This is a genomic window from Paraburkholderia sp. CNPSo 3274, assembly GCF_024206475.1.
Lineage (GTDB): Bacteria > Pseudomonadota > Gammaproteobacteria > Burkholderiales > Burkholderiaceae > Paraburkholderia.
In genome coordinates, this window is record NZ_JAMBPR010000016.1 from 85,802 (window position 1) to 100,647 (window position 14,846).

Genomic DNA, 14,846 nt, shown 5'->3' on the forward strand with positions numbered 1-14,846 from the left:
GGGTAACGTGCGCGGACCTGCATCAAGGTCCGCGCGCTTTCCCACAGTTTCCTGTTGCGCGTTCGCGCAACCTGGCGCAGCCTCTCGCGCCGCTCCCCCTTCCACGATCGTCCCGCCATGACCCAGCACAGCGTCCGCTTCAAACAGGTCGACGTCTTCACGTCGGTACCCTTCAAGGGCAACCCGCTCGCCGTGGTGTTCGACGCCGACGGCTTGAGCGGCGATGAGATGCAGGCCATCGCGCGCTGGACGAATCTCTCGGAAACCAGCTTCCTGCTCGCCCCCACCCACGCGCGCGCCGACTACCGCGTGCGCATCTTCACGACCAAGGGCGAGCTGCCCTTCGCGGGCCATCCGACGCTCGGCACGGCGCACGCATTTCTCGAAAGCGGCTGCACGCCGAAGACGCCCGGCCGCCTCGTGCAGGAATGCGGCGCAGGTCTCATCGACCTGGCCGCCGCAGAGAACGACGCATGGGCCTTCGCCGCGCCGGCCGCGCGCGTGACGCCACTCGTCACAGCGCAGTTCGACGGATTGCGCGCGGCGCTGCGCTCGGACGCCATCGACTTCACGGCAACGCCCTGCGGCGTCGACAACGGCGCACCCTGGCTCGTCGTGCGCCTCGCGTCGGCGCAAGCGGTGCTCGCGCTCGACGTCGACTACGAGGCGATCGAAGCGGTTGCCGCGAGCGTGGGCGCACACGGCGTGGCCGCCTACGGCCCGCATGAGGCCGATGGTCCCGCGACCTTCGAAGTGCGCTGCCTCATGACCGGGCTCGGCAAGGGCGAAGACCCCGTCACCGGCAGCGCGAACGCCGCCATCGCCATGCTGCTCGAACAGCAGACCCGGCGTCCGGGCGCGCACTATACGGTGCGTCAAGGCACGGCGCTCGGGCGCGACGGGCGCGTGCGCGTCGAATATGACGATGCGGCGAAAAAGATCTGGATTGGCGGCCATTCGGTGACGGTCGTCGACGGGACCTGCCGGATCGGCTAAGCGGCTGAGCGCCTGCCTGCTCAAGTCGCCCCGCACGCCAGCCTCGCCCAAACTCATGCACGCGGCATCGTCCGCGATGCACCGCCTCGCATCTATGCACCGCACATGGGCATCGCGCTCGTGTCGAGGCGACCCTCGCGTATACCCGAGGGAGCACAGCTTCCTTAATCATTCCCCAACCAGTAATATCGAAACATTGGACGCATGCCGCGTCCGGCGTTCATTGCTCGCGCGCAATGCGCGTATTCCCCTGCCATCCGTTATTCATGCCGCCGATTCAACCGAGCGCATCATTGCCGTTCTGGCCGCCGCATCCGCGGTGTGAGCTCACGCGCCTACGGCGGCCGCGATGAGCACCAACCGGGGTCCGTTCTCGCGCGATTCGAACCTGCGCAACGCGCCCGGCCCGGCATACACGCGTCCGCGCGCGCTGCTCGCCATTCCGCTGCTCGGCGTGCTGGTGCTCGTGCTGCTGTGGGCGGTCATCTTCACGCGTCTGTCGGTCGAGAAGGAAGCGACCCTGCGCGAGGCCACGGCCTCGGCGGCGATCCTCTCGGCGGCGCTCGAACAGCACACCGTCAAGGCGATCCATCAGGTCGACCAGATCACGCGCTTCGTGAAGTACGAGTTCGAAAAATCGCCGGGCCGCTTCGATCTCGGGAGCACGGTCGAAAAGGGAGTCGTGCAGAGCGACTCGCTCGTGCAGGTGTCGATCATCGACGAGCACGGCACGCTCGTCGCCAACACGGCCGACCCGAATCCCAAGCCCATCGACCTCTCGGACCGCGAGCACTTCAAGGTGCACGAGCACGAGAACGACGACCAGCTCTATATCAGCAAGCCGGTGCTCGGCCGCGTGTCCAGCCACTGGACCCTGCAGATGACGCGCCGCCTCAATCACCCGGACGGCTCGTTCGCGGGCGTGGTGGTGGTCTCGGAAGACCCGAGCTACTTCACGAGCGACTTCTACAACAACGCCGCGATCGGCCGTGACGGTGTGATCGCCGTGATCTCGGACAGCGGCGCCGTGCTCGCGCGCCGCACGGGGAGCGCCGAGCGCGCGAACGGCACGTTCTCCGCGAGCGGCGTGTATCCCATTTCCGAGCATGTGTCGGGCACCTACGTCGACCCAATCGATCACGTCACGCGCATCGTCTCGTACCGCCATATCGACGGCTATCCGCTCGCCGTGCTGGTCGGACTCTCGCAGGCCGAGGAATTCGCCGACTACAACCACACGCGCGACGTCTACCTGATGATGGCGACGTTCATCTCGCTCGCCATGCTCTCGTTCTTCGCTGTGGCCACGGGACTGATCGGCAAGCTGCTCGGGCGCGAGCGCGAGATGTCGCAGCTCGTGCAGTACGACCTGCTCACGGGCCTGCCCAACCGCTACGCCACGCTGCAGCGTCTGCGCCATGAAGTCTCGCAGCCGGGCAACCTCGGGCGGCTCGCCATCCTCTTCATCGACCTCGACAACTTCAAGACGGTCAACGACACGCTCGGCCACAACGCCGGCGACATCGTGCTGCAGATGAGCGCCGCGCGCCTCGCCGACGCCGTGGGCGGCGCGGGCACGCTCGCGCGCATCGGCGGCGACGAGTTCGTGGTGATCGTGAAGGGCGACGACATCGAAAAACGCGCCATCGCGCTCGCCGAGGCCACCAATGCCGCGTTCACGCATCCGTTCGACGTGCGCGGCAGCGCCTTCGTGCTGCACGCGAGCACGGGCATCGCGCTCTTCGCGGTCGCGCACGAAAGCGAAATCGATCTGCTCAAGAAGGCCGACCTCGCGATGTACGCCGCGAAGGAAGCCGGACGCAACTGCTTTCGCTTCTACTCGCCGCAGCTCGCCCACCGCGCCGACCACCTGATGAAGTGGGAGCAGCAGTTGCGCGTCGCGCTCGCCGAGGACCAGCTCTTTCTCGCCTACCAGCCGAAGATCGATCTGCGCCGGCGCTGCATCACGGGCTTCGAAGCGCTCGTGCGCTGGAACCATCCGCAATACGGGCTCATTCCTGCGGGCGAATTCATTCCCGTGGCCGAATCCACGGGCCTCATCGTGCCCGTCGGCGACTTCGTGATCCGCACCGCGTGCGCGCAGCTCGCGCAGTGGCAGCAGCAGGGCTACGAGTCGCTCACGCTCGCCATCAACATCTCGGCGGTGCAGTTCTGGCGCGGCGACCTTTACGAGACCGTGGCGCGCGCAATCGAAGAAACCGGCATTGCCGCGCACCGGCTCGAACTCGAGATCACCGAAACCGCGATGATGGAGTACCCGGAGCTGGTATCGGAGAAGATCTTCGCGTTGAAGCGCCTTGGCGTGCGCGTCGCGCTCGACGACTTCGGCACCGGCTATTCGTCGCTCTCCTACCTCAACCGCTTCGCCGTCGACACGCTCAAGGTCGACCGCTCGTTCGTGCAGGCCATTCCCGCCGACCGGAGCGTGTGCGTGATGGTCACGGCGATCGTCAATCTCGCGCGCTCGCTCGGGCTCACGGTGGTCGTCGAAGGCACCGAAACCGAAGAGCAGATCGCGTGGCTCTCCGCACTCGGCCCGATCGAGGCGCAGGGCTTCCTGTTCTCGCGCCCCGTACCCGTGGAAGGCGTGGCCGCGCTGATCGAGCGCTTCGGCGTGTGCAGCGCGACGCAGCCGGCGGGCACGCAAGCCGCACACGAAGATCGCCGCAACGAGCGCCTGAGCGACGCGCCGCAATCGCGCTGACGCCAGGCCAGCGCAGGTTGCGCGTTTTTCACGCGTTTTCGAGTGAGTTGCGCGAAGCGCGTGCCTTCGCGCACAGACCCGCACTGACCTTCGCACGCATGATGCAGCCATGCAAACCCGCACCGACGAAGCGATCGCGGCGCTAATCCGCGACCATCACGAACCGCTCCTGACGCTCTTTCGCGTCGTGCTGACCGTGTCCGCGGTCTCATGGGGGGGCCTCGCGCTCATGGCGCAACTGGAGCAGCACTACGTGGAGCGCGAAGCGCGGCTCACGCAAACCGCGTTCTCGGATCTGGTAGCCCTCGCCTGGATGGTGCCGGGGCCGGTGGGCTGCAACGTCGCGGTGCAACTCGGCCACGCGCTGCGCGGACGCGCGGGCGCCTGGGTCGCGGGCGTGGCGAGCGTGCTGCCCTTCTTCGCGCTGATGACGGTGTTCGCCATTTTCTACCGCACGCCGCTCGTGCATGCGGTCGCCTCGCGCACGCTGCTCGACCATTTCAGCGTGGTGCTCGCCATGCTGATCGGCGTGACCTGGTATCGGCAAACGCGTGCGCTCGTGCGCGGCCCGCTCGAATGGGGCGTGGCGCTCGTGGCCTGCGCGGCCCTCGCGCTCGCGGCGAGCGGCGCGGCCTACGTGGCGATTCTGCTCGCCGCATTTGCCGCGGGCTGGCTCGCGAGCCCTGTGCGTTCGCAGCGGCTCGAATTGCGCGTGACGCGACGCGACGTGCAGTTGCTCGCCGCGCTCGCCGCGCTGATCGTCGTGTTCGCGCTGCCGCTGCCGCATCGGCTCGACTCGGCGCTGCTCTGGCCGCGTCTCGCGGGCGCAGGCATGACGCTGTTCGGTGGCGGCTTTTCGGCGCTGCCCGTGTTGAAAACGCTGTTCGTCACGCCCGCGGTAGGCATCACCAACGACGACTTCACGCTGGCGTTCACGCTCTCCCCGCTTTCGCCGGGGCCGCTCCTGAACGTCGTGCCCTTCTTCGGTTATCTCGTGGATGGCTGGGTCGGCGCATTCGTCGCCACGCTCGCGCTCTTCGTGCCGTCGGGCTGCCTCGTCGTGCTCGCGCGGCGGCACCTGCACCGCATGAAGGCGAACCCGCGCTTCGAGCACGCCATGCGCGTGCTGCGCGCCGCGACCACCGCGTTCCTCGCGATCGCCGTCTGGCACATCGCGCGGCACGTGCCGCTGCATCCGTCGTATCTGCTGACGGCCGTCTTCTCGGCGATGTGCTTCGGCAAGCTCAAGCTCCCCGCTTACGCGGTCTACGCGACGGTAGGACTCGCGTGCGGGGCGTGGCTGCTGTTAGCCTGAAGCGCGCGTTCACGCGCTGATCAGCGCGCTCCCGTAAAGCCAACGAAGAACGCGCGCGCGTTGTCTTCGAGGCTTTCGAGGTGATAGCCGCCTTCCTGCACGATCACCGAAGGCAGGCCGAGCGCGCCGATCGCCGTGCCGAGCCGGCCAAAGCCCTCAGTGGTCACGGCGACTTTCGACTGCGGATCGTCCTTGTAGATGTCGAAGCCGAGCGCCAGCACGAGCGCGTCCGGCTCGAAGCGCTTGAGCACGCGCAGCGCCGCTTCCACGCGCTCGAAGAAGTCGGCTTCGGATGCGCCATGCGGCATCGGCAGATTGACGTTGTAACCCTCGCCTGCACCATTGCCGCGCTCTTCCTCGTAGCCCGCGACCACGGGATAGAAGTTGGTCGGATCGCCGTGGATCGAGATGTAGAGCACGTCGCTGCGGCCGTAGAAAATCTCCTGGACGCCCTGGCCGTGGTGCATGTCGGTGTCGAGGATCGCCACGCGCTTGAAGCGGCTGCGCAGCGACTGCGCCGCGATGGCCGCGTTGTTCAGATAGCAGAAGCCGCCCGCCGCGTCCGCGCGCGCGTGGTGGCCGGGCGGACGCGAGAGTGCGTACGACTCGCGCGCGCCCTCGTTCACGCACGCCGCCGCCGCCAGCGCGCTTTGTGCCGACCAGTAGGCCGCACGCCAGGTGTTCGCGCCAATGGGGCAACTCCCGTCCGCGAGATAGCGCGCCGCCTGCGCGAGCACGCCGCGCAGCGGATTCGGCTCGCGCACGTAGATGTTCGACATCACCTCTTCGCCCCAATCTTCGGGCACGCGCTTCCATTCGGTGTGCGCTTCCTCGAGAAAGCGCAGATAGTTCATGTCGTGCACGGCGGCGATGGGCGCAGTGCCGAAGTCGGCGGGCGCCTGCACGTCGAAGCCGAGCGAGCGCGCCGCGGCAACGAGATGCTCGGCGCGCTGCGGCACTTCCTGCGGCTCACGCAACTGGCCGCGCGAGAAATACGCGCGCGGATGGTGCAGCAGCTGATCGGGGTGAAACCAGGTCTTCACGTTCAGTTCTCCTTCTATTTCTTTTACGCGTCGGCCGAGCTTGCCACTTCGGCGGCCTGGCGCACACCCGCGCGCACCGCGATAGCGTTCAGCAGTACGTTCGCGCCAGCCGTGATGTCTTCCGGCAAGGCGTCCTCGGCTTCGTTGTGCGACAGACCGTCCACGCAGGGAATGAACACCATCGCGGTCGGGCAGTAGCGCGCGAGGTGAATCGCGTCGTGACCCGCGCCGCTCACGATACGCTCGTGCGGATAACCCAGGCGCGCCGTTGCCTGCGCGACCTGTTCGACACACTCCGCGTCGAACGGCGTGGCAGGGCTCGTCCAGCAATGCGCGATCTGCATGCCGAGGCCGCGCGCCGCGGCCACGTCCGCGCATAGCGCGCGCAAGTCGCGCTCCATCGCGTCGAGTTGCGCATCGTCGGGATGGCGCAGATCGACAGTGAACGTCAGGCTCGCCGCAATCGTGTTGCGCGACGAGTTCGCGATCTGCGCCTGGCCGATCGTCACCAGACCGAGGGGTGCGTAGCGCGCCATCGTGCGTTCGATGTCGAGCGACATCTGCGCCGCGCCGAACCACGCATCCTTGCGATAGCGCATCGGCGTCGTGCCCGCGTGCGCGGCCACGCCCGTTACGTTCACGTCGAACCAGCGGATCGCCTGGCCGCCCGTCACGACGCCGATGGTCGTGCCGTTCGCCTCCAGAATCGGGCCCTGCTCGATATGGGCTTCGAAGTAGGCGTCGACAGCCACGCCTTGCACGGCACGCGTGCCGCGTGCGCCGCATGCGTCGAGCGCGGCGCCGAGCGTCACGCCGTCGGCGTCCGTGCGTGCCAGTGCGTCCGCCAGCGTCATCGCGCCCGCGAACACCGCCGAACCCAGCATCGCCGGCGTGAAGCGCGCGCCCTCCTCGTTGGTCCACGAGCAGATCTCGATCGGCTTCACGGTGCGTGCGCCCGCGTCGTTGAGCGCGCGCACGACTTCGAGCGCGGCGAGCACCCCATACACGCCGTCGAAGCGGCCGCCTTCGGGCTGCGTGTCGAGATGGCTGCCCATCAGCACGGGCGCGGCCTGCGCGTCGTCGCCTTCGCGGCGCGCGAACAGGTTCCCCACTTCGTCGGTCCACACCGACATGCCCGCCTCGCGGCACCAGCGCGAGAACAGCTCACGGCCGCGCTGGTCTTCCTCGGTGAGCGCGAGGCGGCGCACGCCGCCACCCGCCGTCGCGCCAATGCGCGCCATCTCCATGAGGCTCGCCCACAGGCGCGGGCCGTCGATCTGCAAAAGGTCTTTCATCGCTACTTCCACTCCGGTCGAACAATGGGTTACGTGAGGCTCAACGCATCAGCGCGCACTCAGCGCCTCGGCGGCCGCGTCGTCATGCGCATGCTGGTGGCGGCGCGCGTCGAGCGCGACGATGCACAGCAGCGAGACGCCCGCGAGGCACGTATAGAACACGGCGAGCGGCCACCACTGCCCCACGTAGCGATGCGCGAGCCACGTGCCGACGAGCGGCGTGAGGCCGCCCGCGATGGCGCCGCACACCTGGTAAGAGAGCGATATCGCGGAGTAGCGCACACGCGTAGGGAACACGCCGGAAACGAAGCCCGCGATCACCGAATAGAAGCTCGCCATGCAGACCACGGCGATCGCGATGCCGATCACCATCGGCACGACCTTGCCGCTTTGCACGAGCACGAACATCGGATACGGCGAGAGCATCGCAGCGAGCGCCGCGCACTTGAGGAAGCGCGCGCCGCCCGTGCGTTCGGCGAGCCACGCGGCGAGCGGCTGCACGAGGAACTGGATGATCGCGACCGCGAACAGACAGTCGAGAATCAACGAGCGCGTGATGCCGACGTACTGCGTGGTATAGGCGATCATGAACGTGTTGGTGAAGTACACGCCCGCGATGCCGATGGTATTCGCGCCGATGCACAGCAGCACGAGGCCCCACGCCGAGCGGAACACTTCGGCGACGGGCAGCTTGAGCGTGCGGCGCTGGTCCTTGAGCTTCTCGAACTCGGGCGACTCGTTCACGCCGAGCCGGATCATGATGCCGACCACGAGCAGCACCGTCGAAACGAGAAACGGCAGACGCCAGCCCCAGGAAAGAAAGTCGGCCTTGTCGAGCGATGTGACCGAGCGGAACGCGAGCAGCGAAAGAATCAGGCCCGCAGGCGAACCCAACTGCGCAAACGAGGCGAAGAACGTGCGGCGGCCTTCGGGCGCGTGCTCGCCCGCCATCAGCACCGCGCCGCCCCACTCGCCGCCCACGGCGATGCCCTGCACCACGCGCAACAGCACGAGCAGCACCGGCGCGAGCATCCCCACGCTCGCATATGAAGGCAGCAGGCCGACGCAGACGGTGGCGACGCCCATCATCATCAGCGTGATCATGAGCGCTTTCTTGCGGCCGATGCGGTCGCCGAAGTGGCCGAAGATCAGGCCGCCGAGCGGGCGCGCGAAGAACCCGACGGCGAAGGTCGCGAACGACGCCATCGTGCTCACGAAGCGGTCTTCAGAAGGGAAATACAACTCGCCGAACACCAGCGCAGCGGCCGTGGCGTAGATGTAGAAGTCGTACCACTCGATCATCGTGCCGATGAACGCCGCGGCGGCGGCGCGCACCGGTTGCCGGGTGTTGGGTTGCGGGTTAGCCATGCGTCGGTCTCCTTCAGGCTTCAGGCGCGTCTGGGATGAGTTTGTGTTGCATGCACGCTTTATCGCTAGCCACAAATCATTAGTCAAATTTCGCGTTATTATTCAGCGCATAAATTCAACTAATACCCTTGGCGCAGCAACGCGCCGGGAGACCGCCCATGCGCGCCGACACCACCCGCTTTCTGAACGACCGTCTCGACTGGAACCTGCTGCGCACCTATCTCGCGATCATGCAGGAGCGCAGCCTGAGCCGCGCCGCCGCGCGCCTCTACGTCACGCAGCCGGCCGTGAGCCAGGCGCTCAAGCGCCTCGAAGACGCGCTCGGCCGCAAGCTCATCGAGCGCCGCGGCGCGCAGTTCGTGCCGACCGAGGCAGGCGATGAGGTCTATCGCATTGCGAGCGACATTTACGGCGCGATTTCCCAGCTCGAAACCGGACTCGACGAACGCACCGCCGACATCACCGGCTCGATCCGCCTGCTCACGGTGAGCCGTATCGAGTCGCGCGTGTACGATGAATTTCTCGCGGAATTCCACACGGCCTACCCGCGCATCGATCTGCAGATCGAAGTGATGCGCTCGTCGGACATTATCTCGTCGCTGCTGCAAAAGACCGCGACCGCGGGCTTGAGCCTGTGCCGCACGCCCATCGACAAGCTGGACATGCGCTGCTTTCTGCGCCAGCGCTACGCGATGTTCTGCGGCCGGCATCACCGGCTGTTCGGGCTCTCTCAGTTGACGATGGACGACCTGCTCGCGGAGAACTTCGTCTCCTTCACGAGCGACCAGATTGGCGACAGCCTGTCGCCGCTCACGGTGTTTCGCGACCAGCGCGGCTTCACGGGGCGGATCGTGGCGTCGTCACCGAGTCTGGACGAGGTGCGGCGGCTGATCTTTGCGGGCTTCGGCATTGGCTGCCTGCCCGAGCATACGGTGCGGGACGATCTGGCGCGGCAGCGCCTGTGGCGGCTGCCGCCGGAGGAAGGGCTTGTGGACGTCGATATCCACTTGCTGTGGCATCGCGAACGCAAGCGCAATGCGGCCGAAGAAGCGTTCTTCGACGCAATGGAGCGCTGCATGCAGCGCCACGCGCTCGCGGAGCGCCTGTAAAACCTCTGGCGCGGGCCGCGAACGTTGCAGGAGAAACGATTAGAACCCGCGCGCGAGCACGGCAACGCCGATCGTCACGATACCCAGCACGAGATTGATGACGACGAGCCGGCGCACGGTGCCCACGGCGCGCGCGCCGTCGGGCCACTTCTGCGCTTGCACGGCGCGGCGAATGCGCGGAAACACGGCGAAGCGGATGTGCCCGAAGATCAGCATCATCAGCACGCCCAGGCCCGCCATGGCATGCAGTTGCCAGGTGGCATGCTCGCCGCCGAACTGCATGAGCAGGAAGCCGCCGGTCAGCAGGATCACGATGACCGAGACGCCCACCCAGTTAAAGAAGCGGCCGAACACCGATTCGATGAGCGGCAGGCGCAACTGCGGCGAGAGGTCTTCGAGCGCCGGGCGCAAACAGAAGTGCGCGAAGATCATGCCGCCGACCCAGACGGCGACACCCAGCAGATGCAGAAAGAGCGCGACTGCGATCGCGTGGCCCATGCTTGAATTCCCTCGTAACGTGTCGTTATGCGGCGCGAGCCGTTGTGCGCGGCATTATTCCATGCCGCACCGCGATTCGCGCCGGATATGCTCTTTTACTGCGGCAATACCGGACGCATCTCCGTCACGACCTTCAGCTTCGAGTCCGGCGCGCGGCCCTTGCGTGCGCGCTTGCCGATCTGCGGGGCCAGCACCGCGCCCGACATCAAGTCCTCGGCCGCCTTGCCGCCGCGGCCCGTGCCCACGAGCACGACGCCCGCCGCGCTGATCGCGAGCGCCTGCACGAGCTTCTCATTGTCGTCGAGCTGCATGAGCGTGACGCCACGGCCGCCGCCCGAGAGCGTCTTCATCTCGTCGAGGCTGAACACCAGCAGACGACCGCTCGTCGAAAGACACGCCACCTGCAGCGCGTCGGGCAGCATCGGCATCGGCGCGAGCGGCACGCAGCCCTCGTCGATCGTCATGAACGCCTTGCCTGCCTTCACGCGGCTCACCATGTCGCCGATCTTCGCGATGAAGCCGAAGCCGTTGCTCGACGCCAGCAGCAATTGCTGTTCCGCATTCGCCGAGAAGTAGTGCAGCAGATGCGTGCCCGCTTCGAGTTCGATGAGCGAAGTGACCGGCACACCGTCACCGCGGCCGCCAGGCAGATTCGCACTCGAGACCGAATAGACGCGGCCGTTGCTGCCCCAGGCGATGAGCGTGTCGGGCGTGCGGCACTGGAACGCCGCATAGAGACCGTCGCCGGCCTTGAATGTGAAGCCTTGCGTATCGAGCCCGTGGCCCTTGAGCGCTCGCACCCAGCCCTTCTGCGACACGACGACCGTGACCGGCTCGTCCACCACGCGCGCTTCGAAGCTCGCGCGCTTTTCCTGCTGGATCAGCGTGCGGCGATCGTCGCCATACTGTTTCACGTCGGCTTCGATTTCCTTCACGATGAGCCGCTTCATCGACGCATCGTTCGCGAGCAGCTCTTCGAGCTTCGCCTTCTCTTCGCGCAGTTCCGCGAGTTCCTTCTCGATCTTGATCTTCTCGAGCCGCGCCAACTGACGCAGACGGATTTCAAGAATGTCCTCGGCCTGGCGCTCGGAAAGCCCGAACGCACTCATCAGCGCGCTTTTGGGCTCGTCCGACTCGCGGATGATGCGGATCACCTCGTCGATATTGAGGAAGACGATCATCCGCCCTTCGAGGATATGGATGCGGTCGTCGACCTTGGTGAGGCGATGCTGCGTGCGGCGCGTGACCGTGGCGTAGCGAAAGCCGATCCACTCGCCCAGAATCTCGCTGATGCCCTTCTGGCGCGGACGCCCATCGGCGCCGATCATCACGAGATTCAGCGAAGCGTTCGATTCGAGGCTCGTGTTCGCGAGCAGCGAGTTGACGAACTCGGCCTGGTCGATGCGGCTCGTCTTGGGCTCGAAAACGAGGCGCACGGGTGCGTCCTTGCCCGACTCGTCGCGCACGGCATCGAGAAGCCCCAGCATGGTCTGCTTGCTCTGCAACTGCTCGGGCGTGAGCGTCTTCTTGCCGAGCTTGAGCTTCGGGTTCGTCAGTTCCTCGATCTCTTCGAGCACCTTCTGACCCGAGGTATTCGGCGGCAACTCGGTCACCACCAGTTGCCACTGACCGCGCGCGAGATCCTCGATCTTCCAGCGCGCGCGCACCTTGAGGCTGCCGCGGCCCGACTCATAAGCCGCCGCAATTTCCGCGTCGCTCGAAATGATCTGGCCGCCGCCCGGGAAATCGGGCCCCGGCAGCTTCTCCATGATCTCCGCATGCGAAAGCTTCGGGTTCCGAATCATCGCCACCGCTGCCGACGCGACTTCGCGCAGGTTATGCGAAGGAATTTCGGTTGCGAGACCCACCGCGATACCCGACGCGCCGTTGAGCAGCAGCATGGGCAGGCGCGCGGGCAGCGTCTTCGGCTCCTGGAACGAGCCGTCGTAGTTCGGCATGAAATCGACGGTGCCCATGTCGATTTCGTCGAGCAAGAGCTTCGCGATGGGCGTCAGACGCGCTTCGGTGTAGCGCATGGCCGCCGCGCCGTCGCCGTCGCGCGAGCCGAAATTGCCCTGGCCGTCGATGAGCGGGTAGCGCATCGAGAAGTCCTGGGCGAGACGCACGAGCGCGTCGTAGGCCGACTGGTCGCCGTGCGGGTGGTACTTACCGAGTACGTCGCCCACCACGCGCGCCGACTTCACGGGCTTGGCGTTGTCGCCGAGACCCATTTCGTTCATCGCGAAGAGAATGCGCCGCTGCACCGGCTTCTGGCCGTCGCAGACGTCGGGCAGCGCGCGGCCCTTCACCACGCTCACCGCGTAGTCGAGGTAGGCGCGTTCCGCGTAGTGGCCGAGCGTGAGCGTGTCGCCGTTCGGGGCGTCCGTCACTTCAGCAAAGAGATCGTCCATGTTTCAATCGTTCCGTAATCTTGTATGGGCGCGGGCGCGCAGTTGCGCTGCTCAGTTGCGCCGACTTTGCGCTTAGATATCCGCTTCGACTTCGTTGCCCTTCTCTTCGAGCCACGAACGGCGCGATGCCGCTTCGCCCTTGCCCATGAGCATCGTCATGCGCGCGACCGTGGCCTCGTAGTCGAGGTCGCCGAGCACGATGGGCGAGAGGCGCCGCGTGTCGGGGTTCATCGTCGTGTCCCAAAGCTGCTCGGCGCTCATTTCGCCAAGACCCTTGAAGCGGCTGATGGACCATTGCGTTTCGCGCACGCCGTCCTTGCGCAGCTTGTCGAGGATCGCTTCGAGTTCGCCTTCGTCGAGCGCATAGAGCTTCTGCGCGGGCTTCTTGCCGCGCGCGGGTCCATCCACACGGAACAGCGGCGGGCGCGCCACGCACACGTGACCGCGCTCGATGAGTTGCGGGAAATGCTTGAAGAAGAGCGTGAGCAGCAGCACCTGGATGTGCGAGCCATCGACGTCAGCATCGGAAAGAATGCAGATTTTGCCGTAGCGCAGATTCGAAAGATCGACTGTCTCGTCGGGGCTGTGCGGATCGACGCCGATCGCCACCGAAATATCGTGCACTTCGTTGTTCGCAAAGAGCCGGTCGCGCTCGGTCTCCCACGTGTTGAGCACCTTGCCGCGCAGCGGCAGGATGGCCTGGTACTCCTTGTCGCGCCCCATCTTCGCGGAGCCGCCGGCCGAGTCGCCCTCCACGAGGAAGAGTTCGTTGCGCGCGATGTCGGTCGATTCGCAGTCGGTGAGCTTGCCGGGCAGCACGGCCACGCCCGAGCTCTTGCGCTTCTCGACTTTCTGGCCCGCGCGCGTGCGCGCCTGCGCCTGCTTGATGACGAGGTCGGCAAGCTTCTTGCCGTGCTCGACGTGCTGGTTGAGCCACAGCTCCAGAGCCGGACGCGAGAACGACGAAACGAGCTTCACGGCGTCGCGGCTGTTCAGGCGCTCCTTGATCTGCCCCTGGAACTGCGGGTCGAGCACCTTCGCCGAGAGCACGAACGAGACGCGCGCAAAGACGTCTTCGGGCAGGAGCTTCACGCCTTTCGGCTGAAGATTGTGCAATTCGACGAAGCTCTTCACGGCCTGGAAGAGACCGTCGCGCAGGCCGCTTTCGTGCGTGCCGCCCGCAGGCGTCGGGATCAGGTTCACGTACGACTCGCGCGTGAGCGAGCCTTCCTCGCACCACGCCACGACCCACGCGGCGCCCTCGCCTTCGGCGAAGGTGTCGTCGGTGGTGCGCGCGTCGGCGTAGCGCTCGCCTTCGAAGAGCGGGATCAGCAGGTCGGCGCCGCCCATGCCTTCGAGCAGATAGCCGCGCAGGCCGTCTTCATACTTCCAGCTCTGGCGCTCGCCGGTCTTCTCGATCACGAGCGTGACCTCGACGCCCGGCAGCAGCACGGCCTTCGAGCGCAACAGACGTTGCAGCTCGCCGAGCGGCAGGTTGGGCGAGTCGAAATACTTCGGATCGGCCCACGCGGTCACGCGCGTGCCGGTTTTCTTTTCGTCGCGCGCGGCGTTGCGCGTGGTGATCGGCCTCGTGACGTTGCCGTCCGAGAAGCCGATTTCGGCGACCTTGCCGTCGCGCCACACAGTGACGTCGAGGCGTGTCGAGAGCGCGTTCGTGACCGAAACGCCCACGCCGTGCAGGCCACCCGAGAAGGTGTAGGCGCCGCCGGCGGCCTTGTCGAACTTGCCGCCCGCGTGCAGGCGCGTGAAGACGATCTCGACGACGGGCACCTTCTCGTCGGGGTGCAAGCCGAACGGAATGCCGCGGCCGTCGTCCTCGACGGAGACGGAATGGTCGGCGTGCAGCGTCACGGTGATGCGCTTGCCGTAGCCGCCGAGCGCTTCGTCCGAGGCGTTGTCGATGACTTCCTGGATGATGTGCAGCGGATTCTCGGTGCGCGTATACATGCCCGGCCGCTGCCGGACGGGCTCGAGGCCCTTGAGCACCTTGATCGACGCTTCGCTATAGCCAGTGTTTCCAGCGTTGGACTTCTTCGTTGACATGGTGGTCCACAGGGGGTTGTCC

The 14,846-nt window shown here is 66.3% G+C and carries 10 protein-coding genes; 4 read left to right on the plus strand and 6 right to left on the minus strand.

Annotation, left to right across the window (positions count from 1 at the left end):
- Nucleotides 1-117 precede the first annotated feature (117 nt).
- The 3 genes from M3I54_RS13485 (at nt 118) to M3I54_RS13495 (ending at nt 5,036) form a co-directional block, all read left to right on the plus strand.
- The gene (locus M3I54_RS13485) at nt 118-996 is read left to right on the plus strand and encodes a PhzF family phenazine biosynthesis protein (protein ID WP_254336595.1); all 879 of its coding nucleotides are present in this window, start codon (nt 118-120) and stop codon (nt 994-996) included.
- A 349-nt stretch (nt 997-1,345) separates the two neighbouring features.
- Nucleotides 1,346-3,721 (plus strand): EAL domain-containing protein, encoded by a 2,376-nt coding sequence (locus M3I54_RS13490; protein ID WP_254336597.1) that lies wholly within the window; start codon nt 1,346-1,348, stop codon nt 3,719-3,721.
- A gap of 109 nt (nt 3,722-3,830) precedes the next feature.
- The gene (locus tag M3I54_RS13495) at nt 3,831-5,036 is read left to right on the plus strand and encodes a chromate transporter (protein WP_254336598.1); all 1,206 of its coding nucleotides are present in this window, start codon (nt 3,831-3,833) and stop codon (nt 5,034-5,036) included.
- A gap of 20 nt (nt 5,037-5,056) precedes the next feature.
- Here M3I54_RS13495 and M3I54_RS13500 read toward each other — a convergent pair whose 3' ends face one another.
- Genes M3I54_RS13500 through M3I54_RS13510 form a run of 3 tightly spaced genes read right to left on the minus strand, consistent with a single transcriptional unit; the run spans nt 5,057 to nt 8,742 of the window.
- Nucleotides 5,057-6,079, minus strand: a complete 1,023-nt coding sequence (locus tag M3I54_RS13500; RefSeq protein ID WP_254336600.1) for a histone deacetylase family protein — start codon at nt 6,077-6,079, stop codon at nt 5,057-5,059.
- Nucleotides 6,080-6,102: 23 nt separating this feature from the next.
- A complete protein-coding gene (locus tag M3I54_RS13505) occupies nt 6,103-7,374 on the minus strand; it encodes a Zn-dependent hydrolase (protein WP_254336602.1) in 1,272 nt (423 codons plus the stop codon).
- A gap of 48 nt (nt 7,375-7,422) precedes the next feature.
- Nucleotides 7,423-8,742, minus strand: a complete 1,320-nt coding sequence (locus M3I54_RS13510) for an MFS transporter (RefSeq protein ID WP_254336604.1) — start codon at nt 8,740-8,742, stop codon at nt 7,423-7,425.
- Between the two features lie 158 nt (nt 8,743-8,900).
- Between M3I54_RS13510 and M3I54_RS13515 the strand changes: the two genes are divergently transcribed.
- A complete protein-coding gene (locus M3I54_RS13515; protein WP_254336606.1) occupies nt 8,901-9,851 on the plus strand; it encodes a LysR family transcriptional regulator in 951 nt (316 codons plus the stop codon).
- A 39-nt stretch (nt 9,852-9,890) separates the two neighbouring features.
- On the opposite strand, the gene M3I54_RS13520 is transcribed toward M3I54_RS13515, so the two are convergent.
- From M3I54_RS13520 to M3I54_RS13530, 3 genes are all read right to left on the minus strand, one after another.
- A complete protein-coding gene (locus tag M3I54_RS13520; RefSeq protein WP_028205772.1) occupies nt 9,891-10,349 on the minus strand; it encodes a CopD family protein in 459 nt (152 codons plus the stop codon).
- Between the two features lie 95 nt (nt 10,350-10,444).
- Nucleotides 10,445-12,760, minus strand: coding sequence for a DNA topoisomerase IV subunit A (gene parC, locus M3I54_RS13525; RefSeq protein WP_254336608.1), 2,316 nt, complete (start codon nt 12,758-12,760; stop codon nt 10,445-10,447).
- Nucleotides 12,761-12,832: 72 nt separating this feature from the next.
- The gene (locus M3I54_RS13530) at nt 12,833-14,824 is read right to left on the minus strand and encodes a DNA topoisomerase IV subunit B (protein WP_254336666.1); all 1,992 of its coding nucleotides are present in this window, start codon (nt 14,822-14,824) and stop codon (nt 12,833-12,835) included.
- Nucleotides 14,825-14,846 lie beyond the last annotated feature (22 nt).

Coding starts and splice junctions, on each gene's coding strand:
- M3I54_RS13510 (WP_254336604.1), bottom strand. CDS start 8,742: ATGGCTAACCCGCAACCCAACACCCGGCAACCGGTGCGCGCCGCCGCC.
- M3I54_RS13485 (WP_254336595.1), top strand. CDS start 118: ATGACCCAGCACAGCGTCCGCTTCAAACAGGTCGACGTCTTCACGTCG.
- M3I54_RS13515 (WP_254336606.1), top strand. CDS start 8,901: ATGCGCGCCGACACCACCCGCTTTCTGAACGACCGTCTCGACTGGAAC.
- M3I54_RS13505 (WP_254336602.1), bottom strand. CDS start 7,374: ATGAAAGACCTTTTGCAGATCGACGGCCCGCGCCTGTGGGCGAGCCTC.
- M3I54_RS13530 (WP_254336666.1), bottom strand. CDS start 14,824: ATGTCAACGAAGAAGTCCAACGCTGGAAACACTGGCTATAGCGAAGCG.
- M3I54_RS13520 (WP_028205772.1), bottom strand. CDS start 10,349: ATGGGCCACGCGATCGCAGTCGCGCTCTTTCTGCATCTGCTGGGTGTC.
- parC (WP_254336608.1), bottom strand. CDS start 12,760: ATGGACGATCTCTTTGCTGAAGTGACGGACGCCCCGAACGGCGACACG.
- M3I54_RS13495 (WP_254336598.1), top strand. CDS start 3,831: ATGCAAACCCGCACCGACGAAGCGATCGCGGCGCTAATCCGCGACCAT.
- M3I54_RS13490 (WP_254336597.1), top strand. CDS start 1,346: ATGAGCACCAACCGGGGTCCGTTCTCGCGCGATTCGAACCTGCGCAAC.